Below are 17,109 nucleotides of genomic sequence, written 5' to 3' on the forward strand. Positions count from 1 at the left end.
CAGGCGATGCGTTCACAGCTGGGGCGCTGAATGTGGGGGCGCATGGGCTAGTCAACGGAGCGCCGGGATTTGGAAAGAATGGTTTCCTTGATTAATTTGCTTCTCCACTCCACTCCCTGGGAACGATAAGCTTCTATCTCTAGGAAAAACCCAAAAAGAGGAAGTATCGTACCGACAAACAAAGACCATAGGCCCACGATGAGGATAAGGATTTCGGCAGTTTGTGAAAATACATCACGGGTCAATGCCCAACCCGAGATAGTGAAACCGGCGATCAAAAGAAATGCCAGACCGAGTTCGCTAAAAAAATGAAAAGGGCGTATTTGCGCCGTGAAGCTTACGGCAAGAGCGATGATATCTAAAAGCCCTCGATGTCGCAGGAGTTTGTATTTTGAAACTCCGTACTTCCTGTTATCATGCGAAATTTTAATTTCACAAACCTTGAATCCCTTGTTAGCTATCAGAGCCGGTATCAATCGGTGCAAATCTCCTTTTAGATTCAACTCCTTGTAGGCGTCTTTTTTGAACGCTTTGTAGCCGCAATTGATATCGTGAACGTTGAATTTGAAGATAAAGGTTGTGATCAGGTTGAATAGTTTGGAGATGGATCGCTTTAAAAAAGTATCCTTTCGGTTGCTTCTCCAGCCGTTGACATGGTCGAATCCTTGATCGAGTTTTTCAATGAATCTGGGGATATCTTCCGGTTGATCCTGCAGGTCGGCGTCCAGCATAATACCGATCTCTCCTTCAGCGAGATCAAAGCCTTGCATCAAGGCAAGGGATTTCCCGAAATTTTTAAAATGCCGGACAATGAGCAGGTTAGGATATTCATTCTGGAGATCTAATAGTTTCTCGAAGGTGCCGTCCGTGCTCCCATCGTCGATAAAGATCAATTCGAAGGGACGATTCATCGTCTCGAATACCTTGGAAATCCGGGAGCAAAGCTCTTCGAGGCTTTGCTTTTCGTTAAAGGCGGGAATGATGATGCTGACTAAAGAATCGGTCACGTAGGCTCGGTAGAATTTAGAAAATTAAAAACGCTGTTGGCTCTTGGACGTATTGCGTCGGTTGGCGCCCTTGACCCATATTATAGGCGATTGCCTGTTGGTTTTCCATAGGATAGGCGTCTGCGTTCAGGCTGTTTGCAGTAAAGAGTTAAAAACAATCCGCTTTTCCTTCGACCCAGTATTCATGCCAGAGAACGGCGTTCATGACGGTCCAGATATGAAAGCTGTATCCGCCTCCCTGCTTCATCTGATGTCTGATGAGATCGGTGAAGTAGTCGTTGTTCAACAGTTTTGATTTGCTGATGTGCGAGCGTTTGAAGGCGGAAAGACATTTTTCTCCAAAGTCGCCTTCCATAAACCATTCGTCCATAGGCGCGCCGAACCCCTGTTTTTTTCGGTAGATGATATCGTGGTCCAGATAAGGCTCCGACGCTTTCTTCAAGATTTTCTTGCCAAGGCCTTCCCATAGCTTGTAAGAGGGCGGAAGGCGAACGGCAAATTCAACAAGCTCGTGGTCGAGAAAGGGAACGCGCGCTTCCACCGAATGGGCCATGGTCAATTTGTCCACTCGCATTAACAGGTGCTCGGGCAGTCGGAGTTTGTGCTCCATATAAGGAATCTTTTGCAAAATTTCCGGTTCACTCAGGCGCCCTTCGAGACGATCCATATAACTGGCAACCACATTGTGGCTGTCCAGTTCCCGATAACTGTCCGGTAGTAAATTTTCAATTGGGCACTCAACCGTTTGCATGAAGGGCGAGGGATTGGGAGTTAATTGGTCTCGCATTTCTCCCCACCAGCAAGTGGCGCCGCCCCAGAACAGTTCCTGACCCGCTTGCGCCCGTTTTTGAATTTCCAGGTCCTCGCCGGATAGCAGGCCGGGTTGCAAGGATTTCCCCTTGATAAACATTTTTTTCCACCAGCTCAGTTGCTGGTTACGCATTGGGTTGTAGACTTCTTCGGCTTTTTTCCTGAAATGTTCAACCCACCAATAGCCGAGGAAATTTTCATCCGCGCCTTCTCCGACCTGCACGACGGTTGTGCCGCTTTGTTTGACAAGCCGCGATAAAAAGAAAAGCGGTATGCAAACGTTGTCCGCCACCGGTTCGTCCTGAATGTGTACCAGTTGAGGGAGAAACTCCTGCATTTCATTGCGATTGATCAAGGTTTCGTGGTGGTCTGTCTTGTAGCGTTGGCTCACGCGGCGGGCGAACTGAAACTCATTGTAGTCTTCCTTGCCCTCATAGCCGATGGAAAATGTGGACACCGGGCGGTCCATCAACTCGCTCATCAAAGCGACATTCATGCTGGAGTCGACTCCTCCGGATAATAAAACGCCGAAGGGAACGTCGGATACCATGCGTCGTTCAATTGATTTTTTGAGGAGTTCGGTGAGGCGGCGCGTCGCTTCTTCTTCGCTGATATCATTCGGAGTCAGGAGCGTGTTTTTATCTGGCAGACAATCCCAGTAGGAATGCGCTACGGCTCTGCCGCTGGCGTCTATACTCACGAAATGCCCTGCCGGTATTTTGAAGATCCCCTTGAAGAGCGTCATGGGAGCCGGAGCGACGATGAAGGTCAGGTAATGCCAGAAAGCCGTCAGGTCCATTTCCTTCGTCATGTCGGGGTGAGGGAAAAAAGCTTTGATCTCCGATGCAAACAGCCATTCCCCTTTAAGTGTGCGCGTGATGTAAAGCGGCTTGACGCCGACGCGGTCGCGAACCAGGTGAAGGAAGGGGCGGGCTTTGTCGCGCGCATCGTAGACGGCAAAAGCAAACATGCCGTGCAAGCGTTGCATGCAATCCATGCCCCATTCTTCATAAGCGTGAAGCAGGGCTTCGGTATCGGAATGATCCGTCAGCCATTGATAACGGCCCGTAGCTTCGAGCTCTTTCCGGATTTCTCTGTGATTATAAATTTCGCCGTTGAATGCAAGGACGACCGAGCCGTCGTGATTCGCCATTGGTTGAGACGCAGATTCTGACAGATCGATGATGGAAAGGCGACGATGGGCAAGGCCGCAACGGCCCTCTGTTTCGCGCCAGATTCCGGCGCCGTCCGGTCCGCGATGGATCATTTGATCTCGCATGGCGGTGAGAATTTCGTCGCTACATACGTTTCCGGTCGGCTTAAAACTTCCTGCAAATCCGCACATTGAGTGATTCCAAGAGAATGAGTATTATTTGAAAAAAGAGATCAGAGAATAACGCCGCCTGCGACGGGGTTCCCTGAAATTTCAAATACGAATCTCCCTAGTTCGGGTATTTCGCTGAAACGGTCGTACAGAGAGTCCGTGTTCAGGGTGATTTCAACTTCAGCCACTTCTCCCGGAAGGATCTGTTTTGAATTCGATTTGTCGATGCTCACAAATGCAGGGTCAAATTTATTGTAAATGGTTTGAATTCTGGCTGTTGCTTCCTGCGTCGTGCATTTCCATTCGAAATTGGCGTTGATGTCCAATGGCGTGTTTTCGAGGCAAAAGACATGCGCTCTGAAGGAACGACCGACCCGGCAGGGGATGACATCCGTCACAACGTTGCCTCTTTGGGGAACGATGCCTTCAAGTAAAACGCCAACGCATTCTCCAGCATGGACTTCATCAATTTTTTCCTGTTGGAATTTTTTGATGGAAAGGACTTTGCATTCCTTGTTGTCAGGATAGATGTGAACGGTTTGTCCTTTTTTTAACACCCCGGATTCAATGCGCCCGACGGCATGCGTTTGCCCGTCGATATCGAAGGCGCCTTGGATGGGAAATCGCAGATGTGTGTCGGCGATGTCCTTCTTGCCGAATCCCCCCAGTGTGGATAATGCAGTTGGGCCTGTATACCAGGGCATGTTGTGAGAAGTTTGGACGATATTGTCGCCATTTTTTGCGCTGACAGGAATGATATCTGCGGCCTTCAGGTTTAACGAGGACAGTTCTTCCAGAATTTCAGTAGTCATCTGTCCGAATGCGCTTTGTGAGTATTCGACCAGATCCATTTTGTTGACCAGAACGGCAATTTGCTCAATGCCCAACAAAGATAAGATGTAACAGTGTCTGCGGGTTTGTTCGCAAATGCCTTGCTGAATATCTATCAAGAGAATGGCGGCTTCTGCCTGCGAAGCGCCGGTGATCATTTTCTTCAGAAATTCATGATGACCGGGCGAATCAATGACGATGTAATTCCTTTTGTTGGCTTGAAAATAGGTGTGGGCGATATCAATGGTTCGCCCCTCTTTTCTTTCCTCTTCAAGATAATCAAGAAGGCTTGAGTATTCAAATTCCCGACCTTCCGATTCAGCCAACCTCTGGAGTTCTTGAAATTTCTCTTGAGGCACGTTGCCTGTTTCGCAAAGGAGTCGCCCGATCAAGGTGCTTTTACCATGGTCCACATGACCGACAATGATGATGGGGAGATTTTCTGTGAATTGCTTGGTATCTTGCTCTGACATGCGTGGGTCCATTTCAAAAACTGTCGTTATTCGCTGGTGGCTCGCGGCCAATTACATATAGCCCAACGCCCTTAATTTTTGCATGGTGTAGGCGTCTTCTTTATCCTGAGATCTTCCCGCTCTCTCTGATGTGTTGGTGCTCTTGAGTTCTGTGATTATTTCTGAAATGTCTCTCGCCTCCGATTGCACAGGTTGGCAACAGGGCATGCATCCGATGCTTCGGAACCGGTTTCCAGAACGGCTGAAATAAAGCTCGTTGATGGGAATGTTCTCGCGTTGAATGTATTCCCAGATATCCAGCTCCGTCATATGAAGAATCGGGTGAATTCTGTAATGAGTGTCTTCAGATAAAGTGGATTTGTGCTGATCCCAGAGTTCGGCAGGCTGGTCCTGATAATCCCATTTAAAATCCTGAGTTCTGGGCGAGACGAATCGTTCTTTGGCGCGTATTCCATGTTCGTCGCGCCGGATCCCCAGAAGGATGGCTTTGAAATTGTGTTTCTCAATGCCTTGTTTGAGAGCGTTGGTTTTAAGTTGATTGCAACAGTCAAACTTGGAATTGCTTTCAGGGTTCATTCCTTTCTGAATTTGATCTTCGTTTCTTTCGACGATCAGATCCAAATTCCAGTCCTTGACGTATTTGTCCCTGAACTCATACATCTGCGGGAATTTATAAGACGTGTCGATGTGGAGGACGGGGAAGGGGATTTTCCCAAAAAATGCTTTTCTACAAAGGTGCAGTAGCGTTGTGGAATCTTTTCCCATCGACCAGAGCAAGGCGATGTCTTTAAATTTAAAATAGGCTTCGCGGATGATGAAAATACTTTTATTTTCGAGCGCGGTTAAATGATCCATTATAACGGTCTCTCAATTTTCAGATGCAATGTGGTCAAGAATCAGACTGGCGACATCTTCGATATGCAGTCGGTCCTGATACAGTCTGGACGGCAGAATACAATGCGCGTCGTAAGATGTGTGCATGCCTGTCATGGGACCTTTGCCCATGAGCGCTTCTTTCTGGATGTATCCTTTCAGGTCGTAGCCGTCGTTGGCGAGGCAGACAAGGTCGGGCCCTTTTGACGAAGATTGTCCCGAGTACAGATCTTCCTTTTTATAAACGGATCGGATGATTGGAATTCCATCGTCGTCTTTTAACTGGGACAAGCCGTCTTCTAATTCTTTCAGAAGAAGGTCCTTGCCCGAAGCGTTTACCGACCCTCTAGGGAACTTCCCCTGTTCATTAATATAGAGTCTGCCCGGGTCCATGGCAAAGGCTTGGCTGGGCGTTTCGATTTGCTCATAGAAACTTTTACCGGGGTTCAGCTTGAGGAATCCCTGTTTCTTCAGCCAGGCGTTCAGATAGACTTCCTTTTTGGACTCGGTGAAACCGTGATCGGAGACGGTGATGAACAGTCCTTTTCCCTGTGTCTGATCCATGAATTTGTTGAATAGCCGTCCAACAATCGTATCGAGTTTTTTGTAGAATTTAACAAAGGTTTCGTGGCGCGGGTGGTTGGCGTCGAATGCGGCGTCGTAGAAAAAGTGATGCAAACGATCCGTTTCGGTGATGCCGCCCATGAACAGATCCCAGCTTTCATTTTCCATGAGGTGTTCGTAGGCGAGCAGTCGTTTGTCCAGTGCGAGAAACAGTTCGCTGAAAAATTCTTCAGGAGCAGAAACCGCTTTGGTCGCATCAACGTCCGGGATATAGCCGATGGAGATCAAATAATTGTAGAGCGATTGGGGGAATGTTCCGGTTTTTAAGTCAGGGCAAACAAAGCCCGCCGTCATGAGTCCGTTGAGTTTTTGTGCGGGGTAGGTCTGCGGGATATTTAAAATGATGGAGCGAATGTCTCTCGTAAATTTATTCTTGTAGTTCCCGCTCAGAAGTGACGTTTTGCCGCTAGACCCATTCTCCATGATCTCCCACACTGTTGGCGCAGTTATGTTTGTGAAGTTTGGAAAAAATATTTCGTAGCTGTTGGGGAGCAGGTCGACAAAGCCAAAGATGCCATGCTCTCCGGGATTGCTTCCGGTCATGAAAGACGTCCACGATGTGGAAGATACATCGGGAATGGATGCATCCATTTGAGTCAAACTGTGTCCTTGTTGCCGGATTTTTTTGAATTCGGGAAGATGGCCGTCGTTGATATAACGTTCCAGCAATGTGAAGGAAACTCCATCGAGCCCCAGCGCGAGCGTCTTATTGTGGCTTGGCATTGAATCAGAGTGGGGCATGGGAGTTTAGTTTGCCTGGGATAACGGTGACTGGATGGGCGATCACTTAAAGCCGTTGCAAAAGCGATTCACTTTTGAAAAGAGCGTATCACTTTTTCAATAATTTTAAATGGAGACGCGCTCTCAAATTCTTTTGAAAACTGCTTGAGCATTTCTTCTTTAGTTTTGAGTTCTTTGTATTGTTTCTGCAACATGTCGTCTCTGATCGCGATCTCTCCGTATAACTCGTCGTTCAATTGAGCGTATGCCTGGTCTCTTTTTTCAACTTCTTTATAGAGGTCCTGCAACATGGAGTCCCTGAGTTTTACGGATTCGTCTCGTTTAGCATTTTCATAATTTAACGATTCTACGATTTTTTCGTGATCAGTTTTTAATTGATTGATTAGAGCGTCTTGTCTTTTCAAAGAATCCTGCATTGTTTGAATGTACCGATCCTTGTCGGAATCCTGGTTCTCAGGTTCTGGGGGGCTCGGGGATTCAAGTTCAGAGAATCCCTCTATGTAGCCAAGAGCCGCCAGTCGTTGTTTGATTGCGTCTGAGTGGTCTGGATTCGCAGTCTCTGCTTCCTCGGATGTTTGTGGTGAATTCCATTTGAAGTCAAATGGGAAATGAGACTCCTCGTTAGGGTAATAGTCAGAGAGTTCTCGAATTGGTTTTCCGTCGATGCCTTGGGGGAGTGGAAGACCCATCAGGCGCATGACGGTTGGCGCGATGTCTTCTATTTTAGCGTGAGGAATGCTGGTCGGCTGAATGGGCCCATGGCCGACAAATAAGACGCCCCATTTTTCGTGCATGCTGGTGTAGCCTGTGATCGGTCGTTTGCGCGCCAGCAGTTCCTGGGTTTTTAACGAGGGATTGTTCAGGGTTCCCTCGTCGTATTCAATGACGATATCCGGCATTTGATGTTTCAAGGCGCCTGAAAACAACTCATCTCCGGAGTAAATCCGTTTGAAAAGAACTTCCCTGGTTTCTTTTTCATAGGCGTAAAGTTTCTGGGTTATTTCCGATGTGACTTTTGATGCGTCTTCGGTGGAAATTTTACCCCAGGGTTCTCGACCCTTGACGTTCAGCCGAATCCCTCCGTGTAGTCCAAAGGCGTAAGCGGTGGTTTCTCCCCAATCGATCATTTCATGAAAATCGTCGATTTCATATCCCGAGTGGTAGTCCTTGTTCTCTGTCTTTTGTTTTACAAGGTAACCATTATTTTCGAGCCATTTGTTGATGGCAAAGCTCTGGTACACCCTTGTCATGCCATGATCGCTATTGATGACGACGATGACATCGTCATCCAGCGTTGAAATAAATTGCTCGAATGCTTTATCAAAGGCAAGCGCGATTTGCTGAAGAGGGCTGTCCTCTGCTTCTTCGTAGGCCTGAAAGTCAGGGTGAGACAGGTCCACGTTGTGCCATGTGAAATGTTGAAACACGTCAAAGTCTGTGAACGTTGTTACGATGAGGTTCCATTCGGCCTTTTGCATGATTTGCTGAATCATATCAAAGCGTGCTGGAATACTCGCCAGTGTCTGGCTCAATATTTGACTGCGGTATGCTGAATCATCGTCCCATTTATTGTGATCGACTACGGGGTTTTGAAGATACTTTCCCAGCAGGGAGTTTTTATATACCGTGTCGATGCCCAGTTGTTGGAAGCCCCCCTGAAACAGGGAATCAGACTCTTGCAATGGGTGGTAGGGCGGATTGATGACAACGGTATGATCGTTCGTTTGCGTGGCGTCTGCAAAAACTGTGTTGAATAAAATAGTTTTTTGGGACAAGGCGTCCAGATATTTCCATAGCGCCCCGTGCTTGTAATGATCCAGATCGAGAGTCAGGTTGTAAAGCCCCTCTTTATGAGTCAAAAAATCCAGTATTCCATGATTGGCCGGGAGTAAACCGGAATAGGTCGTGTTCCATGCGCCAGGGGACATGGGCGGAACCACAGTCGCCAGATTGGCTCTGAAATTTCTATGCATCCACTGAGAAAAAAAAGGAATTTTCCCTGAGTGATGCAATATGTTCAATAGCCTGTAATTTAAGGCGTCAAGCCCGAGCATCAAGACTTTCATACTAAGGGTTCCTCAAAATGGACGAAAATTCAGTCTCATAATTATGGACAAGAATCACGTCCTTTTCCAGATTATTATGTCCTTGAATATTTATTTCATAGCTCCGCGAGTGGATGTCCAGCACGCCTTCGTTGATGGTGTAGAATTTTCCGGAGGAGCTTTCAAAATAACCTTCATTGAATATCGCGGCAGTCACCTGATATATTCCCTCTCCCAGAGAGAATTTCGGGCAGTCAAAGTTCACCACACCTGATGAAACTTCTTTGCCGTCGATCAGCGATTCCGAATGCATCAGCCGCATTATCTTTATCGACTGCATCTTGAAAAATGTAAGTACAAAAATGGGTTTCTGTTTTACGTCGGGATTCAAGACCTTGAAGCTGAATTGAACCTTGAGTGGATCGCCCGTTTTGAAAAAATCACTCGATTGGTTTGATTGATCTATGAAATCGACAGATGTGATCATGATATCATGAGTGCCGACACGTTTCATTTCCTGCCCGAGATGGAGAAAATTTTTGTTTTTCACGGTTTCGAACGATTGGAACTCGGTGAAAATTCTTGCGTCGAGGGGGAAGCGAGTTTCCCGCCATTGTTCCGTTCCAGAATGATCGATAGTTCCTAGTGGAATGGCCTGTCCGTTGGGAGGAAAAACATTCACGATAAATTTTGCGGGATAGGAATCAAAGGATTTGATTTTCAGAGCGAAATCCGCGGGGTTCTCTTGTTCCGCGGCGCCCACCATCATAAGCGAAATTGAATTGGCAATCGCTCCTACAGGTAGAAAATCTCTTGCGCCGGTCCCGTCTTTTTCATAGGCTTCTCCCCAATTGGATTCATCTTTGTCGAAAATCAGACCGCTTTCTGAATCCTCCGACGGGTGTTGAGGGCGTCCGCAATCAACAAATGCAAATTGACGCTCGCCTTGTAACAACTCAAACGAACTGAAGGAGACCGGGGATTCGAAATTGACCCCCTGTTCTGGCTTGATCTGTATATAAAGAGCGGACGCATTCGTTTTGGAACTTTCTGAGTCTTTTGACAGAATCTGGCTTGCGCGATTCGATTGTACGTTGAAAAGGGATTGCTTTGTCATTCGCAGTCGCTTTCTCCTCAGCCGGTCTTCTTCCTGGGTTTTAATCGAATATTCATAGGCGTCGATCACTTTTTTGGGCGAGTCGTCGCAGATGATTCGTCCGTTATCAATCCATATGAAGCGGTCGCATAGGGAGCTTGCGGCGTACACATCGTGGGTTACCAGTAAAAGCGTGGTGCCCTGGCCTTCGCAGAGATATTTGATCCGTTCCAGACTTTTCTTCGCAAAATAGGCGTCGCCGACGCCGAGAACTTCGTCGATGACAAGTATGTCGGGCGTGATGATCGTGGAGGTTGCGAACATGAGTCGCATTCCCATTCCCGTTGAATAGGTTTTGACGGGTTGGTTGATGTATTCTTCAAGTTCCGCAAATTCGACGATTTCTTCGAGTCGGTTTTCGGCTTCCCTGCCGATGACTCCGAGTTGGGCAAGGTAGGAAATGACGTTTTCCCTTCCGGTGAAGTCCTGATGAAACCCGGCCCCCATGGTGAGAAGGGCGTGTACTTTTTCAGTGATCTCAATGGAGCCTGATGTGGGTTCAATGACGCGTGAAAAAAGTTTTAACAGAGTGCTTTTGCCCGCGCCATTCCTGCCGATGAAAGCCACCTTCTCGCCCTGGCGGATTTCAAGGTTGACGGATTCAAGCGCTTTGTGTTCGGTGTAGGCCCCGTTATTTGTTTGTAAAAAACCGAGGAGATCAAGAAAACGATACAGGGGTTTTGTATACAGGCGATAGATCTTTGTGAGTTCTGTTGCTTTGATTACGATTTTACTCATGATCCATTAAAAATCCTTTGGATTTTTTGAAGATGGCCGCTCCAACGGCAAAGGTTGCCACGCTAAAGAAAATATAGAGCGACGCCGAGTACAGGTTCGGGAATTTCCCAAAGAGGAGGCAGTCCCTATACATTTCGGCCATATATGATATCGGATTTAAATAGATAATGAAATCAAGGCGCTCCGGCACCATGTCGGGTTTGAACCCTATGGGAGAGATAAACAGGATCAATAAAAGGAATAAATTGACAAAATAGCTGATGTCGGGGAGCGGTATGGCCAGAAAGGAAAGCACCAGAACCAGACCCATCATGAACAAAATCTGAAGGAACAATACAATCGGTAGCCAGAGGATGTGAAACGATAGTTTCCCGTCCAGCGCGACCATGAAAAATAATATGACCAGGCTGACCAATTGACTGGCGATGCCGATGAGAACAGTTCGAATGGGCACCAGCTCAATCGGCAACATGACATTTTTCACCAAATGAATGTTCTGCTTCACAGAAACCGTACCCAGCGACAGGGCCTCCATAAAACCCAGGTAAGGAATGAGGCCGCTGAATATATACAAGACGTAATGGTATTCGCTGAAGCCGGGAAAGCGAACCCTGAAGACTACGAGATAAACAAACAGGTAAAGGCATAACAGCAGGGCGGGATAGATGAACACCCACAGGAAGCCGAGTATGGACCCTGCGTACCTTTTTTTCAGTTCCACCAGCGTGGTGGCCCACAGGATTTCTTTGTACTGAAGGATCATGCGGACAAGTTCAACGGCGGCAAGTGTTGACGTTTTGGCGATCTTGAATGGATTGATTCTCATCGATGGGACAGGCTCTCGCAGAGTTCGCTTATTATTTTCTGAAAATCAGCGTCATTGAATGTTTTTTGAGGAACAATGCCGAAACCGTAAAAATGTGTTCCCTCGAGAGTTTCGTCCAGGTCGAAATTCAATGCAAGACAATCCATTCTCTTTCCGTAAGAGGGCGAATAGTGCGCGTCGTCGATCCTTCCCCTTAGCGCGGGAGAACTTTTAAACAGTAACTCATGGTTGGGAGTGTGAATCAAATAATCATCGTCATTTTCCTGGGAGATTTTCACGCCAGGCGCCGTGTGGTAGTGCCAATGCAGGCGATGCGCCCCGCTCCCGGTCAGTTGATCCACCCAGAACAGGCTACCATCTTTTTTGTATAGCCGGAAACAGCGTTCATGAACCACAGCCTGTTCCAGACGTGAATAGCCGACGTGCTTGCCGTGGTATTGCGCGTAATGTTCGGCTTCGTTCCAACTGATATGTTCCGCTTGAGCCGCTTCTATAAGACGAAAGAGCCATTCCGGGTTGGTTTCATTCTGCTCCACGCCGTCGATGGTCAAGGTATTGTGGTAGCCGGTACTTCGGAACAGGTTGCGCGCTTCGGGATCGGATGTATAGACATAACTCCCGGGGTCCACGAATACGGCATCGTCGTTCCGGTGATATTCAAAGCTCAGTTGATCGTTGTGTTTGTGATTGCCAAAGCCCTTGGTCCCGACGATTCCATTGCTGATGAGCAGGTAAACGCTCTGAGTACGATAGACGGCCAATCCCGCTTCTGGAAACAATTTGAAAGTGTCCGGCGGGGCTTGAGAACGGGTAATAGATTTCTGATAGTCCAATCCCCACCAGGCGGCCTCCCACAAGTCTTTTGGGGAAATATAATTCATCCAGTCGGGGCGATTTAAAATGGAGCTGGCGGGGGCGAGTAGATGGCGTCCGTCTTGAGGGCGCCATTGGCCGTAGCCAGAAAAAATATGCAATCGGCCATCGTCGGCGTCTCCGATTTGCGGCATCAATCCATCGGGACGTAGTGTGCCAAGGAAAAAATCCATCATGTTTTCCAACTGCTGGTAGTATTTTTTTGAAAACGGTTCCGAGTGCAATTCTGCCAGTCGCGCCGGGCCTAAAAACAATTCCACAACCAGACGGTGGTAGGGAACTGAAGATTCATAGTCTGCGCCGTCGTCTAAAATCTGGACGCTGATTTCTTTTTCAAGGTGTTTGCGGCAATACGACAACCATTGCGCTCCAGCGGGCAGTTCCTTGAAGATGCAGGCCAGATAAAACAGCCCTGAAATATTACTTAAAAAATGATTGCTGGTAACTTCATAATTGTTTTCCAGATTATTGAATATGAAGTGACCGTGGTCAAAGAGCGCTTCATAAGCCTCTTCAATGAATTCAGAGGACAGCGCGTTTTGTGTCATTGACAAACCGATAGCCCAATTGGCGGCTCTGAGAGCGACGTCCATCGTGCAGGTCCAGTTGATGCCAATGCCTACCGGGTTGGCCTCCATAAAGTCAACGAGCTGGTCCCTTATCTCATCGGCGTATTTGCTCTCTTTCGTGAGGAGAAATGCCTGACCCAAAGTGGCCCAGTGCTGGCAACGGGATAGCTCCCATGGAAATTTGATGTCGGCATTCCCGGGGCGCATGGAATACAACTCCCATTCCTTGTGAGGAATGCCTTCGGGAAACCTCAGCCTCAGTTTGGGGTCGAGATACCAGTCGATTGGCAAATAGCCATTATGACGCGGTTTGCGTTTGGGGTCTTTGGGAGTGAAGGGACCGCTCCCCAGAAAATCAAATTCATGTCTGAGAATTTGATCGGCATCAGCGATGCAATGTTGAACCGCTTCTGGAAAATCGTTTCGAATGTCGTTGATTTTATCGTCTGATAAAAAAGTGTATAAGGGTTTTTGTGATTTTATAGTCTCAAGCCAGCTTGGGAAGTCAGTTCCCGCTTCGTTGAGTTGCAGAGAAAAAGACGAGGGACCGGTCTTTTTCATGGGCCGATTGCGCAAAGCGGACAGAGATTTCTTGATCGCCTGTTTTACAAAAACAGGAAGGAAGGGAGCGACCTTGCTGATAAACTGATTGCGTTTCATGAGGAATGAGGTTTTTGGGCTTTGACGATCAGATTCCACCCCATCAACGAACCTGCCAGTTTCAGCGGCATCCAGCGCAGTCTTTTGGGCAGTTCGTCTTGAATGAGCTGTCTTTGAACGATATCAATAGTTTCAAAATCGCTGAACATTTGTTTCAATCTGGGTTTTGTATACACTTTGACAAGGGGCTTTTGATCGCTTTCGCTGATCTCGACATGTTGGGACATGATAGCGCCTATGGACATTTGCTCGAGAAGTCTCTTTTGCAATCCTAGTTTCCAGACGAGTTCCGTCCAGTAATGCAATGAATGTTCCGCGTAGACCATGACGATCGCTCGTCCGCCGGGTTTGAGAACCCGAAACATTTCCTGCACAACATGGGATGTGTTGGGTGTGTGATGAATGACGCCATTGCTATAGACCAGATCGAATGAATTGTCTGCAAAGGGTAGAGTCTCAGCGTCGTGATGAATGAATTTACCTTCCAATTTCCGATGCTGAAAATTTTCTTGAGCGAGAGCCAGGTGGCCAGCGGAAAGGTCGATGTCCGTTGTTTGAGCGCCGTGGATGGCAAATTGTGAAAGATCGGTGCCGATACCGCCGCCGATTTCCAAAACCTTTTCCCCTCCGTGTTTTGCGAATTCCATGGTTTTATGCATCCAGGGCGCATAAATATTATAACGATAGGCTTCCACTTCCTTAAACCACTCCAGAGTATGTTGCGCCGTATGCTTAACGTAATGCGATCCTGCGGGATCGTTGTTCCACTGGTTTTGCACCTCCTGTTTGTAATCGTCCTCGGTATCAATACGAGTCAGACCCGGTTTATTGGCGGTGGAATGTTCTGGGTCGGTTTTGAGCTGAGGAAACAGGTCGATTTCTTCGCCTTTGGCAAAGCGCCAGATTCGCTCAATGTTTTTCTGCCATGAAAAAGTATCGAGAACCGATTGTCTGGCATTGTTTCCGAGCGTTTGTCTCAGTTCCAGATTATTGGCAAGCGCCACAACGGAGCTGATGAATTGTTTTGCATTGCCAGGCTCGCACAGGATCGCGCGTTGATCTTTAGCTTGAAAAGAGGACGAATCGATCTCGGCGAGCGATAGGGAGGGGTGCAGGATTTGTCCAATCTGTTCCAGATCACTGGCGACGATGCCCGCGCCCATAGCCATGTATTCAAAGAGTTTGGTTGGCGATCCAAAAAACTTGCTGTCCACCATATGACTGCTGTGCGGCGACACCAGAATGTCGCAGGCCTTCATGAGGCGTTGCCCCTCGGTTTGCGGCACGAGACCCGCGCTGTGCACTCGATCTTGAAGTTTGTGCGTTACGACGGCGTTATCGACCAGATATTTTAGATTGCCGTCGCCGATGAGCATCCAGCGGACATGGGGCGCGGACTCGCAAATGGATTGGATTGATTCGGCCAGAACATCCACCCCGTGCCATCCTCCAAATGTTCCTGTGAAGCCGACGACCGTGTGTTCGTCTGTCCAGCCAAATTCCTTGCGTAGCTCGGTTTTCTTTTCAGATGTCAGAGGGCCATAGGCATCAGGATCGGCGCCATTGGGATTGACCAGCACTTTTGCAGGATCGACGCCTCGTCCGACCACGTCTTCCTTAACAGCCTCAGAAATCACCACGATGAGAGAGGCTTGTTTGAACGCCGCCAACTCTGCGTTCAGGTAAAGGTCTTCAAATTCATAACTGTCGCCATCTTCGAAGCTTCGCTTCATTGAAATTTCAGAGCCGTTGTACTCTATTATGTAGGGAATATCTAGTTCACGACTCAACTTGGCGGCGGCATAATTACCAAGCACGATGCGTTCATAAATATAGGGCGGTTTTAGAATTTCAAGAACAGGTTTGAGCGCTTTGTAATAATGGTCCGTCCCTTTGACAATGTTGGCTTCCGTGCCAACCTGACTTGGCGGGTCCAGAATGATTTGTCGCAACCCCATTTCATCGAGCAGGGTAAAACGCGAAGCCATGAAGCAGACAAAATTTTCAGTTACTTTGGCGAGTTCTTTGGCGACATAGCAGGTATGCCCATAACTGCCTCCTGTATTGATAGGGCACCAGAAATCCATACGCAGATAAACGCCGGTTCCTGCGACAGGCTGGTCCGGGCTAACAAATCCCTGGGGTAGATTGAATGACGCCGGGTTCGCGTTGGATATGATGTTTTGCGTTTCCAGTTTGCCTCGTTCCACGATGCCCTGAATCTCGCGTTCAGACGCTTGTTCGATGAGGCGCGTGGCCATGATGTCGGCAAGATCTGACGGTCGCCTCATCCAGTAACGAATGCCGCGAATGATTCGGTCCGCCTGGCAAAAAAACCAAAGTCTGCTGTAACTTTTTAGCCGCTCCCAGTCTATCTCTTCCAGGGCGCGTTCTTGCGACCAGTGGAACCAGACTTTGTAGCCTCTCAACAGGAGCTGACCCGCAAGTTTTAAATGCGAACGCCCTGGCCAGCCGCGATTTTGCTGGAGAACCACTCCTGCAAAGTAAAATTTGGTTTCCAATTCCCGTAGAATTCCTGGCGAAGACGAAAATTCCGGCAAGTTGATGCGCAGTTGTTGACGTTCTTCCAGCAGGGTCAGTCGTTCATCTTCGAGAATGCAGGTCTGTGTGAGAAAAGGAGAGGCGTATAAAAACTGATTTGTTATGACATCCGTAAAGAGTGCGCGTCTGGAGAGGGTTTTGCTCTTAATGAATCTGCCGAGGAACAGGTCTTTTCTGTAGCGTCTTAATGTCTTAGGGGTGATGCGTTGGAGTAACTTTACCTCTTTCCAGTAAAACCAGACAGGCGCCTCGTGCGATAGCGCGATCTGTGCAAGGTCAATATGCATACTGTCGGGCCAGGCGGTGTTCAGGCAAATGACAAGTCCGCTGATATCCTTGCGGGTTTCAAATTCCAAATCGATTCCCGGGGTGCCTCGCCATTGATTTACAGGTAAATCCAGCGTGTGAACTGCCGACAGGGAATCCAATTGAGCGTTCTTGAACTCACCGGCGGCCGAACAATCGGGGATGCAATAAAGATAAGTTGGCTCTTGAGTCGCATTGATGATTCTTTGGACCTTTGGACGCCAGCCGGAAAACAGTCTGGGAAATTTACGATAGATTCGCGCTTTTCCCCACTGGACTGCTTGTTGCTTCAGATGCGATGCCTCCAGCTTAAAGATCGTTTGTTGAGTTTCCCAGAAAAAAAACACGTCCTTATGGAGCTTCAAAAGCTTGCGCGCAATATGGAGACGTCGCAATGGAATTGCTGGAGCGCTTAGAAAAAATATAACGCCGCCGATGTTTGCGTCGCGCGCGAGTTCGCCAAATATGCCCGGAGTTTCACCTAAAGTGAAAGCGGGCGGGTTCCATTGCTGGTATCCATCAACCGGGCCTAATTCATTTTTGGAAATTGAAGCGACAGACGTCATGTCTGGAGAAAAAATCAGGTAACGGGGCGATGATTCGGATGGCGTGTTTGGGAGGCCGGATTCCATATGCTGTGTCACTCTTGAACGCTCGACGCGAGTCGCCTGGTAGAAATTAAAAGCGATTG

General features: G+C 48.0%; 10 protein-coding genes. All 10 read right to left on the bottom strand.

The genetic code is table 11. The features are described 5' to 3' along the window. Positions 1-47: 47 nt before the first annotated feature. The 10 genes from G3M78_07875 to G3M78_07920 all read right to left on the bottom strand — a co-directional run bounded on the left by G3M78_07875 (position 48) and on the right by G3M78_07920 (position 17,050). Positions 48-1,007, bottom strand: coding sequence for a glycosyltransferase family 2 protein (locus G3M78_07875; GenBank protein QPJ65311.1), 960 nt, complete (start codon positions 1,005-1,007; stop codon positions 48-50). A gap of 148 nt (positions 1,008-1,155) precedes the next feature. After that, on the bottom strand, positions 1,156-3,162 hold the full coding sequence (gene asnB / locus G3M78_07880; GenBank protein QPJ65312.1) for an asparagine synthase (glutamine-hydrolyzing): 2,007 nt from the start codon (positions 3,160-3,162) through the stop codon (positions 1,156-1,158). Between the two features lie 41 nt (positions 3,163-3,203). Then, positions 3,204-4,445 (bottom strand): hypothetical protein, encoded by a 1,242-nt coding sequence (locus G3M78_07885; GenBank protein QPJ65313.1) that lies wholly within the window; start codon positions 4,443-4,445, stop codon positions 3,204-3,206. A gap of 51 nt (positions 4,446-4,496) precedes the next feature. Continuing rightward, the gene (locus G3M78_07890; GenBank protein QPJ65314.1) at positions 4,497-5,300 is read right to left on the bottom strand and encodes a sulfate adenylyltransferase subunit 2; all 804 of its coding nucleotides are present in this window, start codon (positions 5,298-5,300) and stop codon (positions 4,497-4,499) included. Between the two features lie 12 nt (positions 5,301-5,312). Next, positions 5,313-6,665 carry a hypothetical protein gene (locus tag G3M78_07895; protein ID QPJ65315.1) on the bottom strand — a complete coding sequence of 451 codons (1,353 nt, stop codon included), beginning with the start codon at positions 6,663-6,665 and terminating at the stop codon, positions 5,313-5,315. An 86-nt stretch (positions 6,666-6,751) separates the two neighbouring features. Then, positions 6,752-8,749 carry a hypothetical protein gene (locus G3M78_07900; GenBank protein QPJ65316.1) on the bottom strand — a complete coding sequence of 666 codons (1,998 nt, stop codon included), beginning with the start codon at positions 8,747-8,749 and terminating at the stop codon, positions 6,752-6,754. A 1-nt stretch (position 8,750) separates the two neighbouring features. After that, complete coding sequence (locus G3M78_07905) at positions 8,751-10,622, bottom strand: ABC transporter ATP-binding protein (GenBank protein QPJ65317.1); 1,872 nt, start codon at positions 10,620-10,622, stop codon at positions 8,751-8,753. Continuing rightward, positions 10,615-11,448, bottom strand: a complete 834-nt coding sequence (locus tag G3M78_07910) for an ABC transporter permease (protein ID QPJ65318.1) — start codon at positions 11,446-11,448, stop codon at positions 10,615-10,617. The genes G3M78_07905 and G3M78_07910 overlap by 8 nt, the downstream gene beginning before the upstream one ends. After that, positions 11,445-13,550, bottom strand: a complete 2,106-nt coding sequence (locus G3M78_07915; protein QPJ65319.1) for a hypothetical protein — start codon at positions 13,548-13,550, stop codon at positions 11,445-11,447. Before G3M78_07915 ends, G3M78_07910 begins: the two co-directional genes overlap by 4 nt. Next, complete coding sequence (locus tag G3M78_07920) at positions 13,547-17,050, bottom strand: methyltransferase domain-containing protein (protein ID QPJ65320.1); 3,504 nt, start codon at positions 17,048-17,050, stop codon at positions 13,547-13,549. The genes G3M78_07915 and G3M78_07920 overlap by 4 nt, the downstream gene beginning before the upstream one ends. Positions 17,051-17,109 lie beyond the last annotated feature (59 nt).

Source organism: Candidatus Nitrohelix vancouverensis, assembly GCA_015698305.1.
Taxonomy (GTDB): domain Bacteria; phylum Nitrospinota; class Nitrospinia; order Nitrospinales; family VA-1; genus Nitrohelix; species Nitrohelix vancouverensis.

Coding starts and splice junctions, on each gene's coding strand:
- G3M78_07920 (QPJ65320.1), bottom strand. CDS start 17,050: ATGGAATCCGGCCTCCCAAACACGCCATCCGAATCATCGCCCCGTTAC.
- G3M78_07895 (QPJ65315.1), bottom strand. CDS start 6,665: ATGCCAAGCCACAATAAGACGCTCGCGCTGGGGCTCGATGGAGTTTCC.
- G3M78_07900 (QPJ65316.1), bottom strand. CDS start 8,749: ATGAAAGTCTTGATGCTCGGGCTTGACGCCTTAAATTACAGGCTATTG.
- G3M78_07890 (QPJ65314.1), bottom strand. CDS start 5,300: ATGGATCATTTAACCGCGCTCGAAAATAAAAGTATTTTCATCATCCGC.
- G3M78_07915 (QPJ65319.1), bottom strand. CDS start 13,550: ATGAAACGCAATCAGTTTATCAGCAAGGTCGCTCCCTTCCTTCCTGTT.
- G3M78_07885 (QPJ65313.1), bottom strand. CDS start 4,445: ATGTCAGAGCAAGATACCAAGCAATTCACAGAAAATCTCCCCATCATC.
- asnB (QPJ65312.1), bottom strand. CDS start 3,162: ATGTGCGGATTTGCAGGAAGTTTTAAGCCGACCGGAAACGTATGTAGC.
- G3M78_07905 (QPJ65317.1), bottom strand. CDS start 10,622: ATGAGTAAAATCGTAATCAAAGCAACAGAACTCACAAAGATCTATCGC.
- G3M78_07910 (QPJ65318.1), bottom strand. CDS start 11,448: ATGAGAATCAATCCATTCAAGATCGCCAAAACGTCAACACTTGCCGCC.